At 57.6% G+C, this 15067-nt stretch carries 14 protein-coding genes; 11 read left to right on the plus strand and 3 right to left on the minus strand.

Annotated features, from left to right (window positions below; all coding sequences use genetic code 11):
* Positions 1-59 precede the first annotated feature (59 nt).
* Positions 60-1598 (minus strand): trimethylamine methyltransferase family protein, encoded by a 1539-nt coding sequence (locus ABJM03_RS10320; protein ID WP_348417304.1) that lies wholly within the window; start codon positions 1596-1598, stop codon positions 60-62.
* A 385-nt stretch (positions 1599-1983) separates the two neighbouring features.
* Between ABJM03_RS10320 and ABJM03_RS10325 the strand changes: the two genes are divergently transcribed.
* Positions 1984-2571 carry an outer membrane beta-barrel protein gene (locus ABJM03_RS10325; protein WP_348417305.1) on the plus strand — a complete coding sequence of 196 codons (588 nt, stop codon included), beginning with the start codon at positions 1984-1986 and terminating at the stop codon, positions 2569-2571.
* A gap of 54 nt (positions 2572-2625) precedes the next feature.
* Here ABJM03_RS10325 and ABJM03_RS10330 read toward each other — a convergent pair whose 3' ends face one another.
* Positions 2626-3795 (minus strand): aminotransferase class I/II-fold pyridoxal phosphate-dependent enzyme, encoded by a 1170-nt coding sequence (locus ABJM03_RS10330; protein ID WP_348417306.1) that lies wholly within the window; start codon positions 3793-3795, stop codon positions 2626-2628.
* Between the two features lie 234 nt (positions 3796-4029).
* On the opposite strand from ABJM03_RS10330, the gene cysS reads away from it, so the two are divergent.
* From cysS to ABJM03_RS10355, 5 genes are all read left to right on the plus strand, one after another.
* Positions 4030-5541 carry a cysteine--tRNA ligase gene (gene cysS, locus ABJM03_RS10335; RefSeq protein ID WP_348417307.1) on the plus strand — a complete coding sequence of 504 codons (1512 nt, stop codon included), beginning with the start codon at positions 4030-4032 and terminating at the stop codon, positions 5539-5541.
* 151 nt (positions 5542-5692) lie between these two features.
* Positions 5693-7312, plus strand: a complete 1620-nt coding sequence (cimA, locus tag ABJM03_RS10340; protein ID WP_348417308.1) for a citramalate synthase — start codon at positions 5693-5695, stop codon at positions 7310-7312.
* A gap of 4 nt (positions 7313-7316) precedes the next feature.
* The gene (locus ABJM03_RS10345; protein ID WP_348417309.1) at positions 7317-8294 is read left to right on the plus strand and encodes an alpha/beta fold hydrolase; all 978 of its coding nucleotides are present in this window, start codon (positions 7317-7319) and stop codon (positions 8292-8294) included.
* Positions 8284-9012 carry a class I SAM-dependent methyltransferase gene (locus ABJM03_RS10350; RefSeq protein WP_348417310.1) on the plus strand — a complete coding sequence of 243 codons (729 nt, stop codon included), beginning with the start codon at positions 8284-8286 and terminating at the stop codon, positions 9010-9012. Before ABJM03_RS10345 ends, ABJM03_RS10350 begins: the two co-directional genes overlap by 11 nt.
* Entirely contained in the window at positions 9009-9773 is a 765-nt protein-coding gene (locus ABJM03_RS10355; RefSeq protein WP_348417311.1) for a squalene/phytoene synthase family protein, read from the plus strand. The genes ABJM03_RS10350 and ABJM03_RS10355 overlap by 4 nt, the downstream gene beginning before the upstream one ends.
* Before the next feature lie 5 nt (positions 9774-9778).
* Here ABJM03_RS10355 and ABJM03_RS10360 read toward each other — a convergent pair whose 3' ends face one another.
* Positions 9779-11053 (minus strand): MFS transporter, encoded by a 1275-nt coding sequence (locus ABJM03_RS10360; protein ID WP_348417312.1) that lies wholly within the window; start codon positions 11051-11053, stop codon positions 9779-9781.
* Positions 11054-11160: 107 nt separating this feature from the next.
* Between ABJM03_RS10360 and ABJM03_RS10365 the strand changes: the two genes are divergently transcribed.
* From ABJM03_RS10365 to ABJM03_RS10385, 5 genes are all read left to right on the plus strand, one after another.
* Complete coding sequence (locus ABJM03_RS10365; RefSeq protein WP_348417313.1) at positions 11161-11904, plus strand: precorrin-6A/cobalt-precorrin-6A reductase; 744 nt, start codon at positions 11161-11163, stop codon at positions 11902-11904.
* Positions 11901-12527 (plus strand): DNA-3-methyladenine glycosylase 2 family protein, encoded by a 627-nt coding sequence (locus tag ABJM03_RS10370; protein ID WP_348417314.1) that lies wholly within the window; start codon positions 11901-11903, stop codon positions 12525-12527. The genes ABJM03_RS10365 and ABJM03_RS10370 overlap by 4 nt, the downstream gene beginning before the upstream one ends.
* Positions 12524-13189 carry an alpha/beta fold hydrolase gene (locus tag ABJM03_RS10375; protein ID WP_348417315.1) on the plus strand — a complete coding sequence of 222 codons (666 nt, stop codon included), beginning with the start codon at positions 12524-12526 and terminating at the stop codon, positions 13187-13189. The genes ABJM03_RS10370 and ABJM03_RS10375 overlap by 4 nt, the downstream gene beginning before the upstream one ends.
* Positions 13190-13406: 217 nt before the next feature.
* Positions 13407-13991 carry an HNH endonuclease gene (locus tag ABJM03_RS10380; RefSeq protein ID WP_348417316.1) on the plus strand — a complete coding sequence of 195 codons (585 nt, stop codon included), beginning with the start codon at positions 13407-13409 and terminating at the stop codon, positions 13989-13991.
* 56 nt (positions 13992-14047) lie between these two features.
* Positions 14048-15061 (plus strand): hypothetical protein, encoded by a 1014-nt coding sequence (locus ABJM03_RS10385; RefSeq protein ID WP_348417317.1) that lies wholly within the window; start codon positions 14048-14050, stop codon positions 15059-15061.
* Positions 15062-15067 lie beyond the last annotated feature (6 nt).

Raw genomic sequence — 15067 nt, forward strand, 5'->3', positions numbered from 1 at the left:
ATCGCAGGCCCGAATGTCCCCCAGAGTTCTGGCCTGCGGTATTTCTCTTTCCTCCTGCGTTAGGCCGGGAGATGGATGTTGAACTTTGCGCGGATGGCGCGATCAAGGGCGGGATCAAACATGGCTGCCGAAGGGGCATTCAAAATTTCATGTTTTCTCGCGGTGGCTGTTTCCAGCAGATCAGGCTTGTCCCGTTCGACCCATTCTTTGGGCGACATCCTGTTGCCATAGGTGGGATAGCAGTGATCGCTTTGCATCCGGCTCAGCGTGGCAGAGGTGCCAAGGTAGTGACCGGGGCCGCCTAGACATACTTCGGCAATCTGGTCGAGGGCCAGTGTTTCTTCGGTGACTTCAATTCCCCGCACACAGCGCAAGGCCTGACCGATAACATCATCCCCGAGGATCAGGCTTTCGTGGCAGAACCCCAATAACGAAGCGTGCATCCCCGCGGCTTCATAGATCATATTGCATCCCGACAGCCCCGCCATCACGTTCGAACACATGGTTTCCCATCCTGCTTGCATGTCGGGCAGCTTGCTATCAGCGATGCCTGCGGCGGCCCCGCCGGGCAGGTCATAAAAGCTATGCATCTGGGCGCAGCCAGCGGTCAGCAATGCCTGCTCGCCAGAGCCGCCTGTCATCGCACCGGTGCGCAGGTCAAGCCCGAAGGGCCATGTGCCAAATACCGTCGGATGCCCCGGCTTGACGGCCTGCACGTAAACCAGCCCCGCAAGGCATTCGGCCACAGCCTGTACAATTGCACCGGCAATAGTAGAGGGGGCCGTAGCCCCCGCCATGCCGGCGGACAACAGCAGCACAGGCATGCCGTGTTTGATACATTCCTCCATGACCAGGCACGATTCAGTCGCGAATTTCATGGGCGGGACGACAAAGCAGTTTGTGTTGGACACAAAAGGGCGCTCGCGCCATTTGTCTTCACCGCCGGCGATCATATGCAGCATTTCCATTGCGGGATTGACGAATGCAGGATCGGTAAAGGATGTGCCGATGTGTTTGGTGGTGCCGGACACGCAGGCGTAAATGGAATTATAGTCCATTTCCAGATTATCGGTGATGTCGCGGCAGACCATCGGGCGTTGGCAGAAATGTACATTGTCGAGTCTGTTCACGATCTTTGCCGCGTCATGCAGGTCCTGTACGCCGCAATCGCGGTAATGCTTGCCGTCGATATCAACCAAATGCACGGCAGCGCCCGCTGTGCCGTAATGAACGCGGTCGCCTGACAGATCCAGATCGGTCAGACCGTCGCGACTCATCAAGATTACGGAGCGATTTGCCTTGGCCAATGCGTCTTCGACCAAGGCGCGGGGGAAGCGAATGCGCCCATCCGCACCCTGTATTGCACCCGCATTCGTCAAGTAGTCCACACCGGATTTAGGAGCATCTGCAAGGCCAATTGTTTCAAGCGCGTCGAGTGCAGCGTGATGGATTTTGAGCACATGAGCTTCTGAAAGAGGCTTGTATTGCCCGCCTTCAAGGCCAGCACGCACAGGGCGCAGGTTTTCGGGCAGGGCGGTGGCACGTGCGGCTCGGCGCGCGGCGCGGCCGCCGGAACGGGATGTGTTTTGAACATTCATAAGGAGCACTTTCTGAAGAAATTAACAGGAAATAGTCGTTTTGACCTGTTCTCGGGTGCTCCGCGTGCCGCATTGCCCCGCTCCGCGCCGATGGTGCGGATCACCAGAATAAACGTGCAGATAACATGCTGCATATCGCTCCTCCCTCTGGTTCCAGTTTGCGGGGCGAGACGGCAGGGGTCTGTCTTGTTTGCGACGTGATGACGGTTTCATCATATCACCAAGAGTGGCGGTAATTAGCCTGCTCTCAAAAGGGTTTCGGCCAATTAGTGCCATTTTTTATCACAGCTTTGTTACGGGCTGGAACCTTCGGCACAGCAGGGTGTTAACAACCCGACGGGCAAGAGGTTTGCCCGACGAATTAACTATTTTTGAGGATAAACTCATGACAATGATCAAAACACTCGGTGCAGTAACAGTCGCAACTTTCGTACTGGGTAGCGCCGCTTTTGCCGGTACGCTGGAAGAGCCGATCGTGGAAACAGCACCCGCACCAACAGTTGCGCCAGTTGTAGCTTCGTCTGACTGGACAGGTCTCTATGGTGGTCTGAACCTGGGTTACGGCGACTACGACGCAGACGGTGGTCTGGACGGTGATGATGTCACTTACGGTGTACACTTCGGTTACGACTATGACTTTGGCGATTACGTGCTGGGTGCAGAAATCGAATACGACGAGTCCGACATCAGCCTGGGCGGCGGCGAAGAGATCAACAACGTGACACGCGGTAAACTGCGCGCCGGTTATGATCTGGGCAATACACTGGTATACGCCACAGCCGGTGTTGCCTATGTGGACACATCTTTCGGCAACCAGACAGGTGGTTTTGCCGGTGTAGGTGCAGCGTATAAAGCAACCGAAAACATCACTGTCGGTGGTGAGATCCTGCAGAACCGTTTCAACAATGTCGGTAGCACCACAAACGACATTGACGCGACAACGTTCAACCTGCGTCTCGGCTACCGCTTCTAAGACGGTATAGAACGATCAAAAGAATGCGCCCTGCAAGGGGCGCATTTTTACGTTTCAGGTCCGGCTTTTGGCGAAATCGCAAAGGGTCTGCATTGCCGTTGCAAATGCATTGTCCTCGATTGTCATCGCAACGCGGATGTGGCCCGCCGCAGCGGCACCAAAGCTTTCGCCGGGCATGGTCGCAATGTGATGGGCGTCGAGTAAGGCATTGGCAAAGGCCTCGCCATCCATCCCCGTGGCCGAGATATCCAGCATCATATACATCGCTCCGCCGTTGGGTACGGATTTAACGACGTTTTGCGCGCGCAGGATATCAAGCGCGATATCGCGGCGCCGGCGAAATGGTTCGGCAATCTGCGTCTCGAAATCTGGCCCTTGGGCCAATGCAAACAAAGCTGCATCCTGAATAAATCCCGCAACCCCATAGGTGGTGTGGGTGGCAAGGTTGGTCAGATGCTCGATCATATCCTCTGGCCCCACGATCCAGCCAATGCGTGATCCGGTCATCGCATGGCTTTTCGACATCGAGCCGACGACCAAGGTCCGCTCAGCCATGCCATCAAGCGCGCGTGGGGATAGATGTGCACCTTCCCAGATCTGGGTGTCGTACACTTCGTCCGAGATCAGCCACAGGTCATGTGTTTGGCAGACCTCTGCGATGCCTTGCAATGTCTCGCGGCTATAGACAACACCGGTAGGGTTGTTGGGGGAATTGACCAATAGGCTTTTGGCGCCGGCCGCAAGGGCTGCGATATCAGCGGCACGCGGTTGAAAGGCGTCACTGGCCCGTGCCTGGACCGCCACGGGGGTGCCAGAGGCTGCGCGCAGTGTACCGGGGTAGGTTGCGTAATAGGGATCGATATAAAGCGCGGTGTCGCCGGGGTCGAGCACGGCACTATGGGCGGCAAAGAGCGCCGCCTGGCCACCGGGGGTGATGATGACGTTGCCGCGGGTGGTGGGAACGCCGCTTTGTGCTTGGACGCGGGCGGCGACAGCATCGCGCAGGCTGTCGATGCCGGGCACGGCGGCATAGCCCGTATGGCCGGCCATCGCAGTGCGGTGCATTTCTTGCAGGATGGGGGCTGCGGTGCGTATGTCATGCTCGCCAATTGTCAGCTCGGTCACCGGCGTGCCGCTGGCGATCATCTGCCGCGCGCGCAAAAACACCTCCCAACCGTCAGAGCCGCCACCCAGAATGTTGCTGATCCGCTTTGAAGCCTGCATGTCGTGTCCTCTTACTCGTTCATGTGCAGGGGCGCAGAGGTGTCGGGGTTTGTCAATCAACCTTGACCGCTGTGGGTGCGATGGGCTAGGCAAACCCTATGACAACGATGATGATCATTATTTGCTGTACGATTACCTGCTGAGATACTTCTCGCGGGCCTTGAACACGTTGTTTTAATTTCACCAAAACTGTGCCATGTCCCGCGCACCCCCGCGCCGATAGGACCTACTGCTATGACACAGATTAAACTGCACAACACAAAGACCCGCCAACGCGAGGATTTTGTGCCGATCGACCCCGACAATGTGCGGATGTATGTTTGTGGCCCTACGGTCTATGACCGTGCCCATCTGGGCAATGCCCGCCCTGTGATTGTGTTTGATGTGCTGAACCGTCTGCTGCGTCATGAGTATAAGGGTAAGGTCACCTATGTGCGCAACTTTACTGATGTGGATGACAAGATTAACGCCACCGCCCTAAAACGCCGTGAGGAAGGTGCGCAAGGGACGTTGGAAGAACTGATCGCCCAACGCACTGAAGAGACAATTGAGTGGTATCACTCTGACATGGATGCGGTAGGTGCGCTGCGCCCTGATGTGGAGCCGAGAGCCACGCAATACATTCCTCAAATGCAAGATATGATAAGTGAGTTGATCGACAAAGGTTTCGCCTATTCGGTTGCGGCTACAATCGGTCATAACTCTCAGGCTCAATATGTGTACACCGATAGCAGCAAAATACCTGCCCACGCATTTTTGTCGGTTGATGAAATGGAGACTGATAGAGAGAGGGTCGGTTATGGCTCGCTCTCAGGTCGTTCTGTCGAAGATATGATCACAGGGTCCAGAGGCGAGGTCGGCGAGGGTAAGCGCAACCCTATGGACTCGGTTCTTTGGAAGCCTTCGACATTAGAGCAACCTGGCTGGGATAGCCCTTGGGGATTTGGCAGACCTGGTTGGCATATTGAGTGCTCTGCCATGTCGCGGCAGTTGCTTGGCAAAAGTTTTGACATTCACGGTGGCGGGTTAGACCTTTTGTTCCCGCATCACGAGAATGAGATGGCGCAGTGCAAAGCCTGTGATGGTTCAGACGCATCGGCCAACTATTGGCTGCACAACGAAATGTTGCAAGTAGAGGGCAAGAAGATGTCCAAATCCTTGGGCAATTTCTTCACCGTACGCGATTTGCTGGATCAGGGCGTGCCGGGTGAGGTGATCCGCTTTGTGATGTTGTCCACGCATTACCGTAAGCCGATGGATTGGACGGAGAAGAAGGCGCAAGAGGCGGAAAAGACACTGCGGAAGTGGCGAAAGGCAACGAGGGGAGTGGTTCCTTCAGCGCCTGTGGAAGAATTCTTAAACACATTAAAATCAGATTTGAACACTCCGGAATCTATTAGCGTGCTTCATAAAATGTTTTTGGGAGCTACAAGCCCTCTTCCGTCCGGATTAGTAGTTAATGAGAAATATGATCTTCCAAGTTTCTTAGCTTCGGCACAGTTGATTGGGCTGTTGGAAGAAGACACTCCAGACTGGGCTGCTGAGGTATCGTTTGATTTATCGACCTATGAAAGAGTTTTGGCCGATGCCCGTGCAACCGCAATGGAGTCCAAAGACTTTTCAGAGGTAGACCGCATCAAGACCATGCTTATGGCCGCTGGTGTTCAAGTGCAAATGAGCAAAACGGGTGTATCGCTCAAACCCGACAGCAATTTTGATGCATCGAAACTGGAAGCCCTCAAATGACCCGCACCTCAACACAGAACGGAGACAGTCCGAGAGGGGGCATGAAGCGCCACCCATTTCACCTTTGGTTTGCCTCTGGCAAAACGGGGGCGGACTGGCGCTGTTCGTGCCATGCGCACGAACTTAAGAAAAAGAAAAATGAGGCCAGCCAATGACCAAGCAACGCCTCTCACTCTATGACACCACCCTGCGTGACGGCCAGCAAACTCAAGGTGTGCAATTCTCGACCGAGGAAAAGGTCACCATTGCTGCGGCGCTTGATGCGCTGGGCGTTGATTACATCGAAGGGGGGTGGCCGGGGGCAAACCCGACGGATAGTGCGTTCTTTGACGCCGCGCCCGAAACAAGCGCGCGCATGACGGCTTTTGGCATGACCAAACGCAACGGTATGTCTGCCGAAAACGACGATGTGCTGGCCGCTGTAATGAATGCGGGCACCGCTAGTGTGTGTCTGGTGGGGAAAACCCATGAGTTCCACGTTAAAACGGCGCTGGGCATCACATTGGCCGAGAATACCGAAAACATCGCAAAATCCATCGCGCATCTGGTGGCCCAAGGCCGCGAGGCGCTGTTTGACGCCGAACATTTCTTTGACGGTTACAAATCCAACCCCGCCTATGCGCTGGAGGCCATTCGCGCCGCCTATGAAGCGGGCGCGCGTTGGGTTGTGCTATGTGATACCAACGGCGGCACGCTGCCGTCTGAGATTGGCCGTATAACCGCCGAAGTTATCGCCGCGGGCATTTCCGGTGATCGTCTGGGCATTCACACGCATGATGATACGGAAAATGCTGTTGCCTGTACGCTGGCCGCTATCGACGCAGGTGCGCGGCAGCTCCAAGGGACGCTGAACGGTTTGGGAGAGCGCTGTGGGAATGCCAATCTGACCACGCTGATCCCCATCCTCAAGCTGAAAGAGCCCTATGCCAGCCTGTATGAGATAGGCGTGAGTGAGGATGCCTTGAAGGCGCTTACCCGCACCTCGCGGATGCTGGATGAAATTCTCAACCGAGTGCCGCAAAAGCAGGCGGGTTTTGTCGGATCTTCGGCCTTTGCCCATAAGGCGGGGTTGCATGCCAGTGCGATCCTCAAAGACCCCAGCACGTATGAACATATTGACCCCGCTGTGGTCGGCAATGCGCGGATTATTCCGATGTCTAATCAGGCGGGGCAATCCAACCTGCGCCGCCGCCTGTCCAGTGCGGGTTTGGAGGTAGCCAAAGGCGATCCGGCGTTGGCGCAGATCCTTGACGAGGTAAAAGCGCGAGAGGCCGAAGGCTATAGCTTTGACACCGCGCAGGCGAGTTTCGAATTATTGGCACGTCGGGTGCTGGGTGAAATGCCTGACCTGTTCGAAGTCAAACGCTACCGCGTGACCGTAGAGCGGCGCAAAAACAAATATGACCGGATGATCAGCCTCTCGGAGGCTGTTGTGGTGGTGAAGGTTGATGGCGAAAAGCGGCTGTCTGTCTCAGAAAGCATGGATGAGACCGGCAGCGACCGTGGCCCTGTGAACGCGCTGAGCCGTGCATTGGTCAAGGATCTGGGCCGTTATTCGGAGTATCTGGAGGATTGGCGGCTGGTGGACTTCAAGGTGCGCATTACCCAAGGCGGCACCGAGGCGGTGACCCGTGTGATCATCGATAGCGAAGACGGGCAGGGCCGGCGGTGGTCCACCGTGGGGGTGTCGGCCAATATTGTGGACGCTTCGTTCGAAGCGCTTGCCGATGCCATCCGCTGGAAGCTGATCCGCGACAAGGCCGGAGTCTAGGCTGATGATCTGGCGGATTATAACAGGGGCTGTTCTTGCTGTCGTTCTTGCTTTTACGGGGGCGCTGGGCCTGATTTTCACCCAAAACCCCAAAGAGATGTCTGGCCAGAGCGCGGCTGATTTCAGCCTGTGGGCGAATGACAGCGGGGAAGATGCAGCGCCGCTGCAACCGCTGCGCATGGCGGATGGGTATGATCTGATGGTGCGCACCTATGGGGGTGCTGACAATGTGCCTTTGCTGGTGATCCTGCATGGAGCGGGGTGGCATGGGCTTGGGTTGGATAAGCTTGCCAATGGCTTGTCTGGCCATGCTGATGTGATCGTGCCTGATTTGCGCGGCCACGGCACCTCTCCGGGGGAGCGGGGCACGCTTAGCTATATCGGTGAGTTCGAGGATGATCTGGCGCGCATGATTTACATGCTCAAAAAGCCGGATCAAAAGATCATCATGGCAGGCCATGGGGCTGGTGGCGGTCTGGTGATGCGATTTGCGGGCGGGCCGTTTGGTGGTTTGCTTGACGGGGCGGTGCTGTTGGCGCCGTCGCTGGGGCCGAAGGCGGTGACTGTGCGGCAAACATCTGACGGATGGAACCATGTGCTGTCGCGGCGTATTCTCGGGTTGCGCTTTCTCAATTCTTTCGGGATTACGGCGCTCAACCATCTGCCAGTGGTCCAGATCAATATGCCAAAGGATGTGCTGGACGGTCCGATCGGGGACACAGCCACCACATCCTATTCCTACAATCTCAACGCCTCTTACGGTCCGCACAGGGATTACCTTGCCGATGTGGCGGCATTGCCGCCTTTCATCGTGATCGCGGGGACGGCGGATCCGCTATCTGTTGCCGACCAATATGCGCCCACTATGGGGGCGGTCACCGACAAGGGGCGGTATGACTTGCTTCTTGGGGCGTCCCATCTGGGTGTGGTGGATGATCCACGCACATTGGGCATAATCAAAGGGTTTCTTGATGAGTTCTAGTTATACAATGGACGATTTCTTTGTCTTGCACCGCGATTTGCTGCGCGAAGGGCCGGGCAGTGCGCAGGATGTGGCATGGGCCACTTCACTGCTGGACCTGCCTGCGCGTGCGCAGATCTCCGATGTGGCTTGTGGTGCAGGTGCCGACATTGCCGCCTTGCTGGACGCTGTGCCCGAAGCGCGGATCACAGCACTGGATAAGGTGCCGCATTTTGTGCAGGCCGTTCGCAATGATTGGGCCGAGGATGACCGCGTTACCGCCCTTAAGGCGGATATGAAGGTAGTGGCGAACCAATACGATCTGATCTGGTGCGCAGGGGCTGTTTATTTCATGGGGGTTGAGGCCGCTTTGAAGGCGTGGCGCAAGGCGCTGTTGCCCAATGGGGCGATTGCCTTTTCCGAGGCCTGCTGGTTCACTGACTGCCCGTCGCCCCGCGCGCAATCGCATTGGGCGCAAAGCTATCCCGATATGACGGATGAAGCGGGCGTCAGTGCGCAGATCAAGGCGGCAGGTTACAAGATCATAGGCCAGCGCCGGCTGGATGATGCCGCATGGGAGGCGTATTTCACACCGCTTGATGCGCGTATCGCAATGCTGCGGTCAGGGGCGTCCGAGGGGGTCGCGGCCGTTCTGGATGAGGCGGCTCAAGAGGCTGCATGCTGGCGCGCGCATAAAGCCGAGTATGGCTATTTGCTGAATGTCGTGGTCCCTGCGTGAACTGGTCCAATGATCTGAACGCCTGCGCCGCCATCGTCGAGCGTGGCGATCCGCTGCGGTTTCGCACAGCGATGCTGGCCCCTGTGGCCAAGCGCGGTGCGCTGTTTGCGCTTTATGCGTTCAACGTCGAGGTCAGCCGCGCCCCGTGGGTGACCAGTGAGGGGATGATTGCCGAGATGCGCTTGCAATGGTGGCGGGATGTTCTGGAAGAGATCGCTGCGGGGAGCACCGTGCGCCGTCACGAGGTGGCCACGCCACTGGCGGCTGCGATTACGCCGGATCAGGCCAAAATGCTTGATGCTCTGGTGGCTGCGCGGCGTTGGGATATCTACCGCGATGCATTCGAGAATGAAGTGCACCTAAAGCGCTATATTGATCAGACCGCGGGTCATCTGATGTGGGTTGCGGCGAATTTGTTGGGACAGGCGGTGGAAACGCCCGTGCGCCGTGCAGGCTTTGCGGCTGGTGTGGGGGCGTGGTTGCGCGCTATCCCGGCATTGGAGGCCGCGAACCGTGTGCCGCTATTGGATGGAACACCTGCGGGTGTTGTGGCGCTGGCCCAGCAGGGCAAGGATGCATTGATCCAGGCGCGCAAGGACCGCAGCCAAATCCCGCGCAGCTGTGCACCTGCGCTATTGCTTGCTACTGCTGCCGAGCCGGCATTGCGCGCGGCAATCAAACAGCCGCAAGCCGTGGTGGAGGGGGCGTTACCCGAGGTGGGCGTGGGGTTCACTCTGCGCGCCGCCACAGGTCGTTGGTAGCGCGCTTAGGCGACCACGCGGCGCTCGCGCAGCATGAGCCACAGCAACGCACCAGCAGCGAGGATCAGAAACGGGATCATGGCATAATTCACAGCGGCCCAACCAGCCTGCGGTGAGCCGCCCGAGCAGTTCATCAATCCACCCGAGGCAAGTGAGGCCATTGTCACCCCGCCAAAGACCAGCAAATCATTCAGGCCCTGTATCCGGCCGCGTTCTTCTGGTGCATGGCTACCGGCCAGCATGGAGGTCGCGCCGATAAACCCGAAGTTCCAGCCGATGCCCAGCAAAACGAGCGCTACAAAGAAGTTCTCGAGCTCGACGCCGTTCAGCGCCACAATCCCCGCCAGACCCAAGATAGCAAGGCCCGACGCGATAATTCTTTCCACGCCGAAGCGGTTGATCAGATGGCCAGTAAAAAAAGAGGGCACGAACATCGCCAGCACGTGACCGGTCACCACAAACCCCGCGATAATCTTGAACATCGCAGAAGTATCCTGTCCCGAGAACATATCGGCAAAGAACGGTGGCAGGCTGGTATCACCGGAGATGCCACAGCCAACAACGGCCAGCGGCGTCGAGGTCATCACTAGGTTCATCAAGGCGTAAGATACCATGGCGCAAATCACGGCAACGGCGATACGCGGCGTGCGCAGCATCTCCATCCGGCTGCGGCCTTTGGGGCTGTCCTTTGCGAGCTTTGGCGGGTTGGGGATGTCGATAAAGAGAAACAACAACGAGCCAAGAATATTCAGCGCGGCCACGGCCACATAGGTGCCAACAAAAGGAATGGCCGACAGGCTAAGTGACGTGGCAGACGCCAGCTGTGGCCCGATGAGCGCCGAAACAAGACCGCCTGCCATTACATAGGAAATCGCCTTGGCGCGGTATTCATCAGATGCGGTATCGGCAGCGGCAAAGCGATAGAACCCTTGGGCGGACATATAGATCCCCGTAAGGAACGATCCGGCAAGAAAGATCGCGAAAGAGGATACAAAAAGCCCGTAAGCCGCGATAAGGGCACCGGCCGCGCCGCCCGATGCGCCGACGAAAAAGCCCACGCGCCGGCCATAGCGTTGCATGATCGCAGACACCGGTGTTGCCGAAATCATTGACCCTAGAACGATCATGGAAATCGGCAATGTAGCAAAGCAGATATTGCTGGCCAGTGATTGCCCTGCCAAGCCGCCAACAAGAAAAACCATCGGCATTTGCGCGCCCAAAATGGCTTGGGCTGCGACCAATACGGCCACGTTACGTTTGGCGCGGGTGTCATCAATCATGGGTGCACATCCTTAGGTTATGTTCCATCGCTAAACTGCGGTGCGGTGCTGGGCAACCCCTCCTGCATCCCCTTGCGTCCAGCGCAGGCCAAGCTAAAGCTAGGTGCATGACAAAGACCCCTCATATTTTATTGCTCGCGGGCAGTTTCGAAGCGCGACATCTGGCCGAGCAGCTTTCGGAGCAAGGTCTGCAATATACGGCGTGGTTGTCTGAGGCACCACGCGGCAGCGCGATGATGCCACAGGTCCCACTGCTGCGCCCTTTCGCGGATGGGGCGGCGATGCAGGCGGCAGTTGCTGAAGGTGGATTTACGGCTGTGATGGACGCAAGCCATACCTTTGACCGCAGCGTAACGCATCAGGCCGTGGCCACAGCGCAGGCATTGGATTTGCCTTATCTGCGGCTTGAGCGCCCCGCATGGGAGACGCAGGGCAGGGCGCATTGGTGCAGGGTGCCTGACGTGGCGCAAGGCAATGCCCGCATTTCCCAAGGGGCGCGGGTATTCTGCGCAACCGGTTGGGACAGCTTGTCGGGGTATGCGGGCTTTGCCGGTGAGGTTTTGCTGTTGCGCCAGACGCGGCGGCATCGCCGTTTGGCACCCTATCCCTTTGTCGAGCTGGTGTTTGGTGATCCGCCCTTCAATGCACACGATGAGCAGGCGCTATTCAAACGCCTGTCCGTCGACACCCTGATCTGTCGTAATCTTGGTGGCGCGGCCAGCCGCCCGAAACTGGATGCGGCGGACGCGCTTGGCCTTGATGTGATCCTGATCGACCGGCCTGCTGCACCGGAGGGCACAGCCAGTGTGGCCGATGTAGGGGCTGCGTTGGAGTGGGTGCGGGGTTTATGACGGGACGGGTTACCTGCGACGCCGATGTGGCACAGGGGGCTGCATGGCTCGCACAGGCCGAGCCGCGTTTTGCCACAGCCCTTTCACAGATTGGGCCGTTGCCCTTGCGCCTTGCACCTGATGGTTTTGGCGCTTTGTTCAACAAAATCGTCAGCCAGCAGGTGTCGGTGGCATCGGCGGCCGCGATCTGGACCAGAGTGCAGGCTGCGGGGCTGGATGACGAGAGCGCTGTGCGCGCCGCCAGCGACGATGATCTGCGTGCCGTGGGGCTGAGCCGTCCAAAGGTGAAATACGCCCGTGCGCTGGCCGAGGCGCGCATTGACTATGTCGCGTTGCGCAGCGCCAGTGACGCACAGGTGGTCGAAACACTCACCGCGGTAAGCGGCATCGGCGTCTGGACGGCCCAAGTCTATGCGATGTTTAATCTGGGCCGCGCAGATGTCTTTGCCCCCGGTGATCTGGCCCTGCAAGAGGCCGCGCGGATCTTGTTCGAGCTGCCCGAGCGTCCCACAGCGGGTGCGCTGACGCAGATGGCCGTGCAGTGGTCGCCGTGGCGGGCAGTTGCAGCGCGGCTTTTGTTCACTTACTACCGATTTGAAAAACAACGGGAAGGCATAACATGACACGAGTCCTTAATTCGATGCGCCGCGAACCGGTTTCAGGCGAGACGCGGTCAGTTGTCGTATTTCTGCACGGCTATGGGGCCAATGGTGCCGACCTGCTGGGCCTTGCCGATCCGTTGAGCGAGCATCTCCCCGATACGTTGTTCATCGCGCCCGATGCGCCCGAAAGCATTCCCGGTATGCCCAATGGCTATCAGTGGTTTCCGATCCCGTGGATTGATGGCTCAAGCGAGGAAGAAAGCGCGCGCGGCATGGCGCAGGCGGTGGATGACCTCAATGCCTATCTTGATGCGCTGATGGTGGATGAGGATGTGTTGCCCGAGCAGGTTGTGCTATTCGGGTTTTCCCAAGGCACAATGATGAGCCTGCATGTCGCAGCGCGCCGCGAAGATGAAGTGGCAGGCGTGGTGGCTATCTCGGGACGGTTGCTCAATCCTGAATCTTTGGCGGATGAAGCGGTCTCGCGTCCTCCGATCATGCTGATCCATGGCGATCAGGACGATGTCGTGCCGCCGCAATCCCTGCCAGAAGCCGCAGAGGCGCTGCAGGAAGCTGGCTGGAAAGACGTGTTTGCGCATGTCATGAAGGGCACCGGCCACGGCATTGCACCCGATGGCCTGTCTGTGGCGCTGGCGTTTATGCGCGACAAACTCAACCTGTAACAACGGGGCGCTGTCAAATTGCTGTTACGTTTGGTGGATAAACATCTGTCATACCAACGAGGTTTGGCAAAAGAAGTCAGTCGATGCGATGCGGTAGTACAGGGTTGGTGCAAAATCAGGCAATAGACCTGAATGCGACATCTTGTGCCATCAACACACTTGCCAGCTTCAAACCACGAGATATAGTTAGTTCAAACGACTAAGGGATGGCGTGCGAATGGACGGCGATTTTAGAGTTGAATTTACACGAAGTCCGGGCGGGCTAAAGCATAAGCCCGCGCTGGTGCTCAATGCGGACTACAGACCGTTGAGTTACTATCCGCTGTCACTGTGGAGTTGGCAGGACGCGGTGAAGGCCAAATACCTCGATAGGGTGGATATTGTGGCCGAGTACGATGATTGCGTACATTCGCCCACAACGACCCTGCGCATCCCTTCAGTGGTTGTGCTCAAAGATTATGTAAAACCTCAAAAGCGCGTGGCCTTCACGCGCTTTAATTTATTTTTGAGGGATGAATTTCTCTGTCAGTATTGCGGTGCAAGGGGCGAGTTGACGTTTGACCACGTGGTACCGCGCGCCAGTGGCGGGGTGACGAGCTGGCAAAATGTGGTCGCTGCCTGTAGCCCGTGCAACCTGCGCAAAGGCTCCAAAGCGTTGCATCAGACAGATTTGAGACTGCGCAAACCGCCACGCCAACCGGAATCCGAAGAGCTTCGTAATCTGGGTCGCAAATTTCCACCAAATCACCTGCATGACAGCTGGATGGATTTTCTGTATTGGGATGCAGAGCTGGAGGCCTGATAGGGGGTGGCGTAGGGTAATGTTGTGCTGGGTGGCTAATCGCGTTAACCAACCCTATGTTTGATAGACGAACACTTCTTTCTGCCTTTGGCGCGGCTGCGCTTGCGCCTGCTGGCCAGTTATTTGCCGCGCAGGGGGACCAAGTGGCTTTGCGTGGTTTTAACCTTGTTGAAACGGATGAAGTGCCCTTTGGCAGTGCGGCGGCACAGCAAAGCATTGAGATGCTGGCAGGTACGGGGGCAACGGCTGCGGCGGTGATCCCTTTCTTGTGGCAGGAAACGGCTGATGCTGGCGATATCGAGATGGGCAATGCGCTGCCTCCAGAACGCATTGTTGCCGGAGTGGAGCAGTTGCATGCAGCTGGTTTGGCAGCGATCGTAAAGCCTCATGTCTGGGTGCCCGAAAGCTGGGCAGGGGCCATTGAGCCGGAGGCCACTTCGAGATCGCGGTGGTACGCGGCTTATGGTGAAATTCTGCAAGACGTTGCCAAGACGGCAGAGCAGGCCAAAGCGGAAGTATTGGTAATCGGCACAGAGCTGCGCGGTGTGTCCGGCGCGTCCGAGTGGAAGGCGATTATCGCCAAGGTGCGCAATATCTTCTCTGGTCGGATCACGTATGTGGCCCACGGTGCAGACGAAGCCGAGGAAGTGGCGTTTTGGCCGGAACTGGATGCGGTTGCCGTATCGCTTTACCCTGTTTTGGGGGCGGATGATGCCTTTGGTGATTGGGACCGTGCCATGGCCGAGCAATTGGATCGGGTGGAAGCAGTTGCACGGAGTTTTGGCAAACCGGTTTGGATTGCCGAAATCGGTATCCGGTCTGCGCAAGGGGCTGCCCTCAAGCCATGGGAAAGCGCCGAAGAGCGGGTCTCACCGCCTGATATGGCGCTTCAGGCGCAGGTGTTGAAACACTGGCTTTCCGCGCTTGAGGCGCGGGGGATCCGCGATGTCTGGATCTGGCGCTGGTTCAGCGACCCTGAGGGCGGCGGGCCCGAAGACACGGATTTTACGGTCCAGAATAAAACAGCACAGACCGTTATTACGCAATGTTGGGCGAAAATCCCAGCGTAGCAGGGC

The organism is Sulfitobacter sp., from assembly GCF_039977885.1.
Classification (GTDB): domain Bacteria; phylum Pseudomonadota; class Alphaproteobacteria; order Rhodobacterales; family Rhodobacteraceae; genus Sulfitobacter.

Excerpts from the sequence above, each read along its gene's own strand:
- ABJM03_RS10320 (WP_348417304.1), bottom strand. The coding sequence starts at position 1,598 with ATGAATGTTCAAAACACATCCCGTTCCGGCGGCCGCGCCGCGCGCCGA.
- ABJM03_RS10325 (WP_348417305.1), top strand. The coding sequence starts at position 1,984 with ATGACAATGATCAAAACACTCGGTGCAGTAACAGTCGCAACTTTCGTA.
- ABJM03_RS10330 (WP_348417306.1), bottom strand. The coding sequence starts at position 3,795 with ATGCAGGCTTCAAAGCGGATCAGCAACATTCTGGGTGGCGGCTCTGAC.
- cysS (WP_348417307.1), top strand. The coding sequence starts at position 4,030 with ATGACACAGATTAAACTGCACAACACAAAGACCCGCCAACGCGAGGAT.
- cimA (WP_348417308.1), top strand. The coding sequence starts at position 5,693 with ATGACCAAGCAACGCCTCTCACTCTATGACACCACCCTGCGTGACGGC.
- ABJM03_RS10345 (WP_348417309.1), top strand. The coding sequence starts at position 7,317 with ATGATCTGGCGGATTATAACAGGGGCTGTTCTTGCTGTCGTTCTTGCT.
- ABJM03_RS10350 (WP_348417310.1), top strand. The coding sequence starts at position 8,284 with ATGAGTTCTAGTTATACAATGGACGATTTCTTTGTCTTGCACCGCGAT.
- ABJM03_RS10360 (WP_348417312.1), bottom strand. The coding sequence starts at position 11,053 with ATGATTGATGACACCCGCGCCAAACGTAACGTGGCCGTATTGGTCGCA.
- ABJM03_RS10365 (WP_348417313.1), top strand. The coding sequence starts at position 11,161 with ATGACAAAGACCCCTCATATTTTATTGCTCGCGGGCAGTTTCGAAGCG.
- ABJM03_RS10370 (WP_348417314.1), top strand. The coding sequence starts at position 11,901 with ATGACGGGACGGGTTACCTGCGACGCCGATGTGGCACAGGGGGCTGCA.
- ABJM03_RS10375 (WP_348417315.1), top strand. The coding sequence starts at position 12,524 with ATGACACGAGTCCTTAATTCGATGCGCCGCGAACCGGTTTCAGGCGAG.
- ABJM03_RS10380 (WP_348417316.1), top strand. The coding sequence starts at position 13,407 with ATGGACGGCGATTTTAGAGTTGAATTTACACGAAGTCCGGGCGGGCTA.
- ABJM03_RS10385 (WP_348417317.1), top strand. The coding sequence starts at position 14,048 with ATGTTTGATAGACGAACACTTCTTTCTGCCTTTGGCGCGGCTGCGCTT.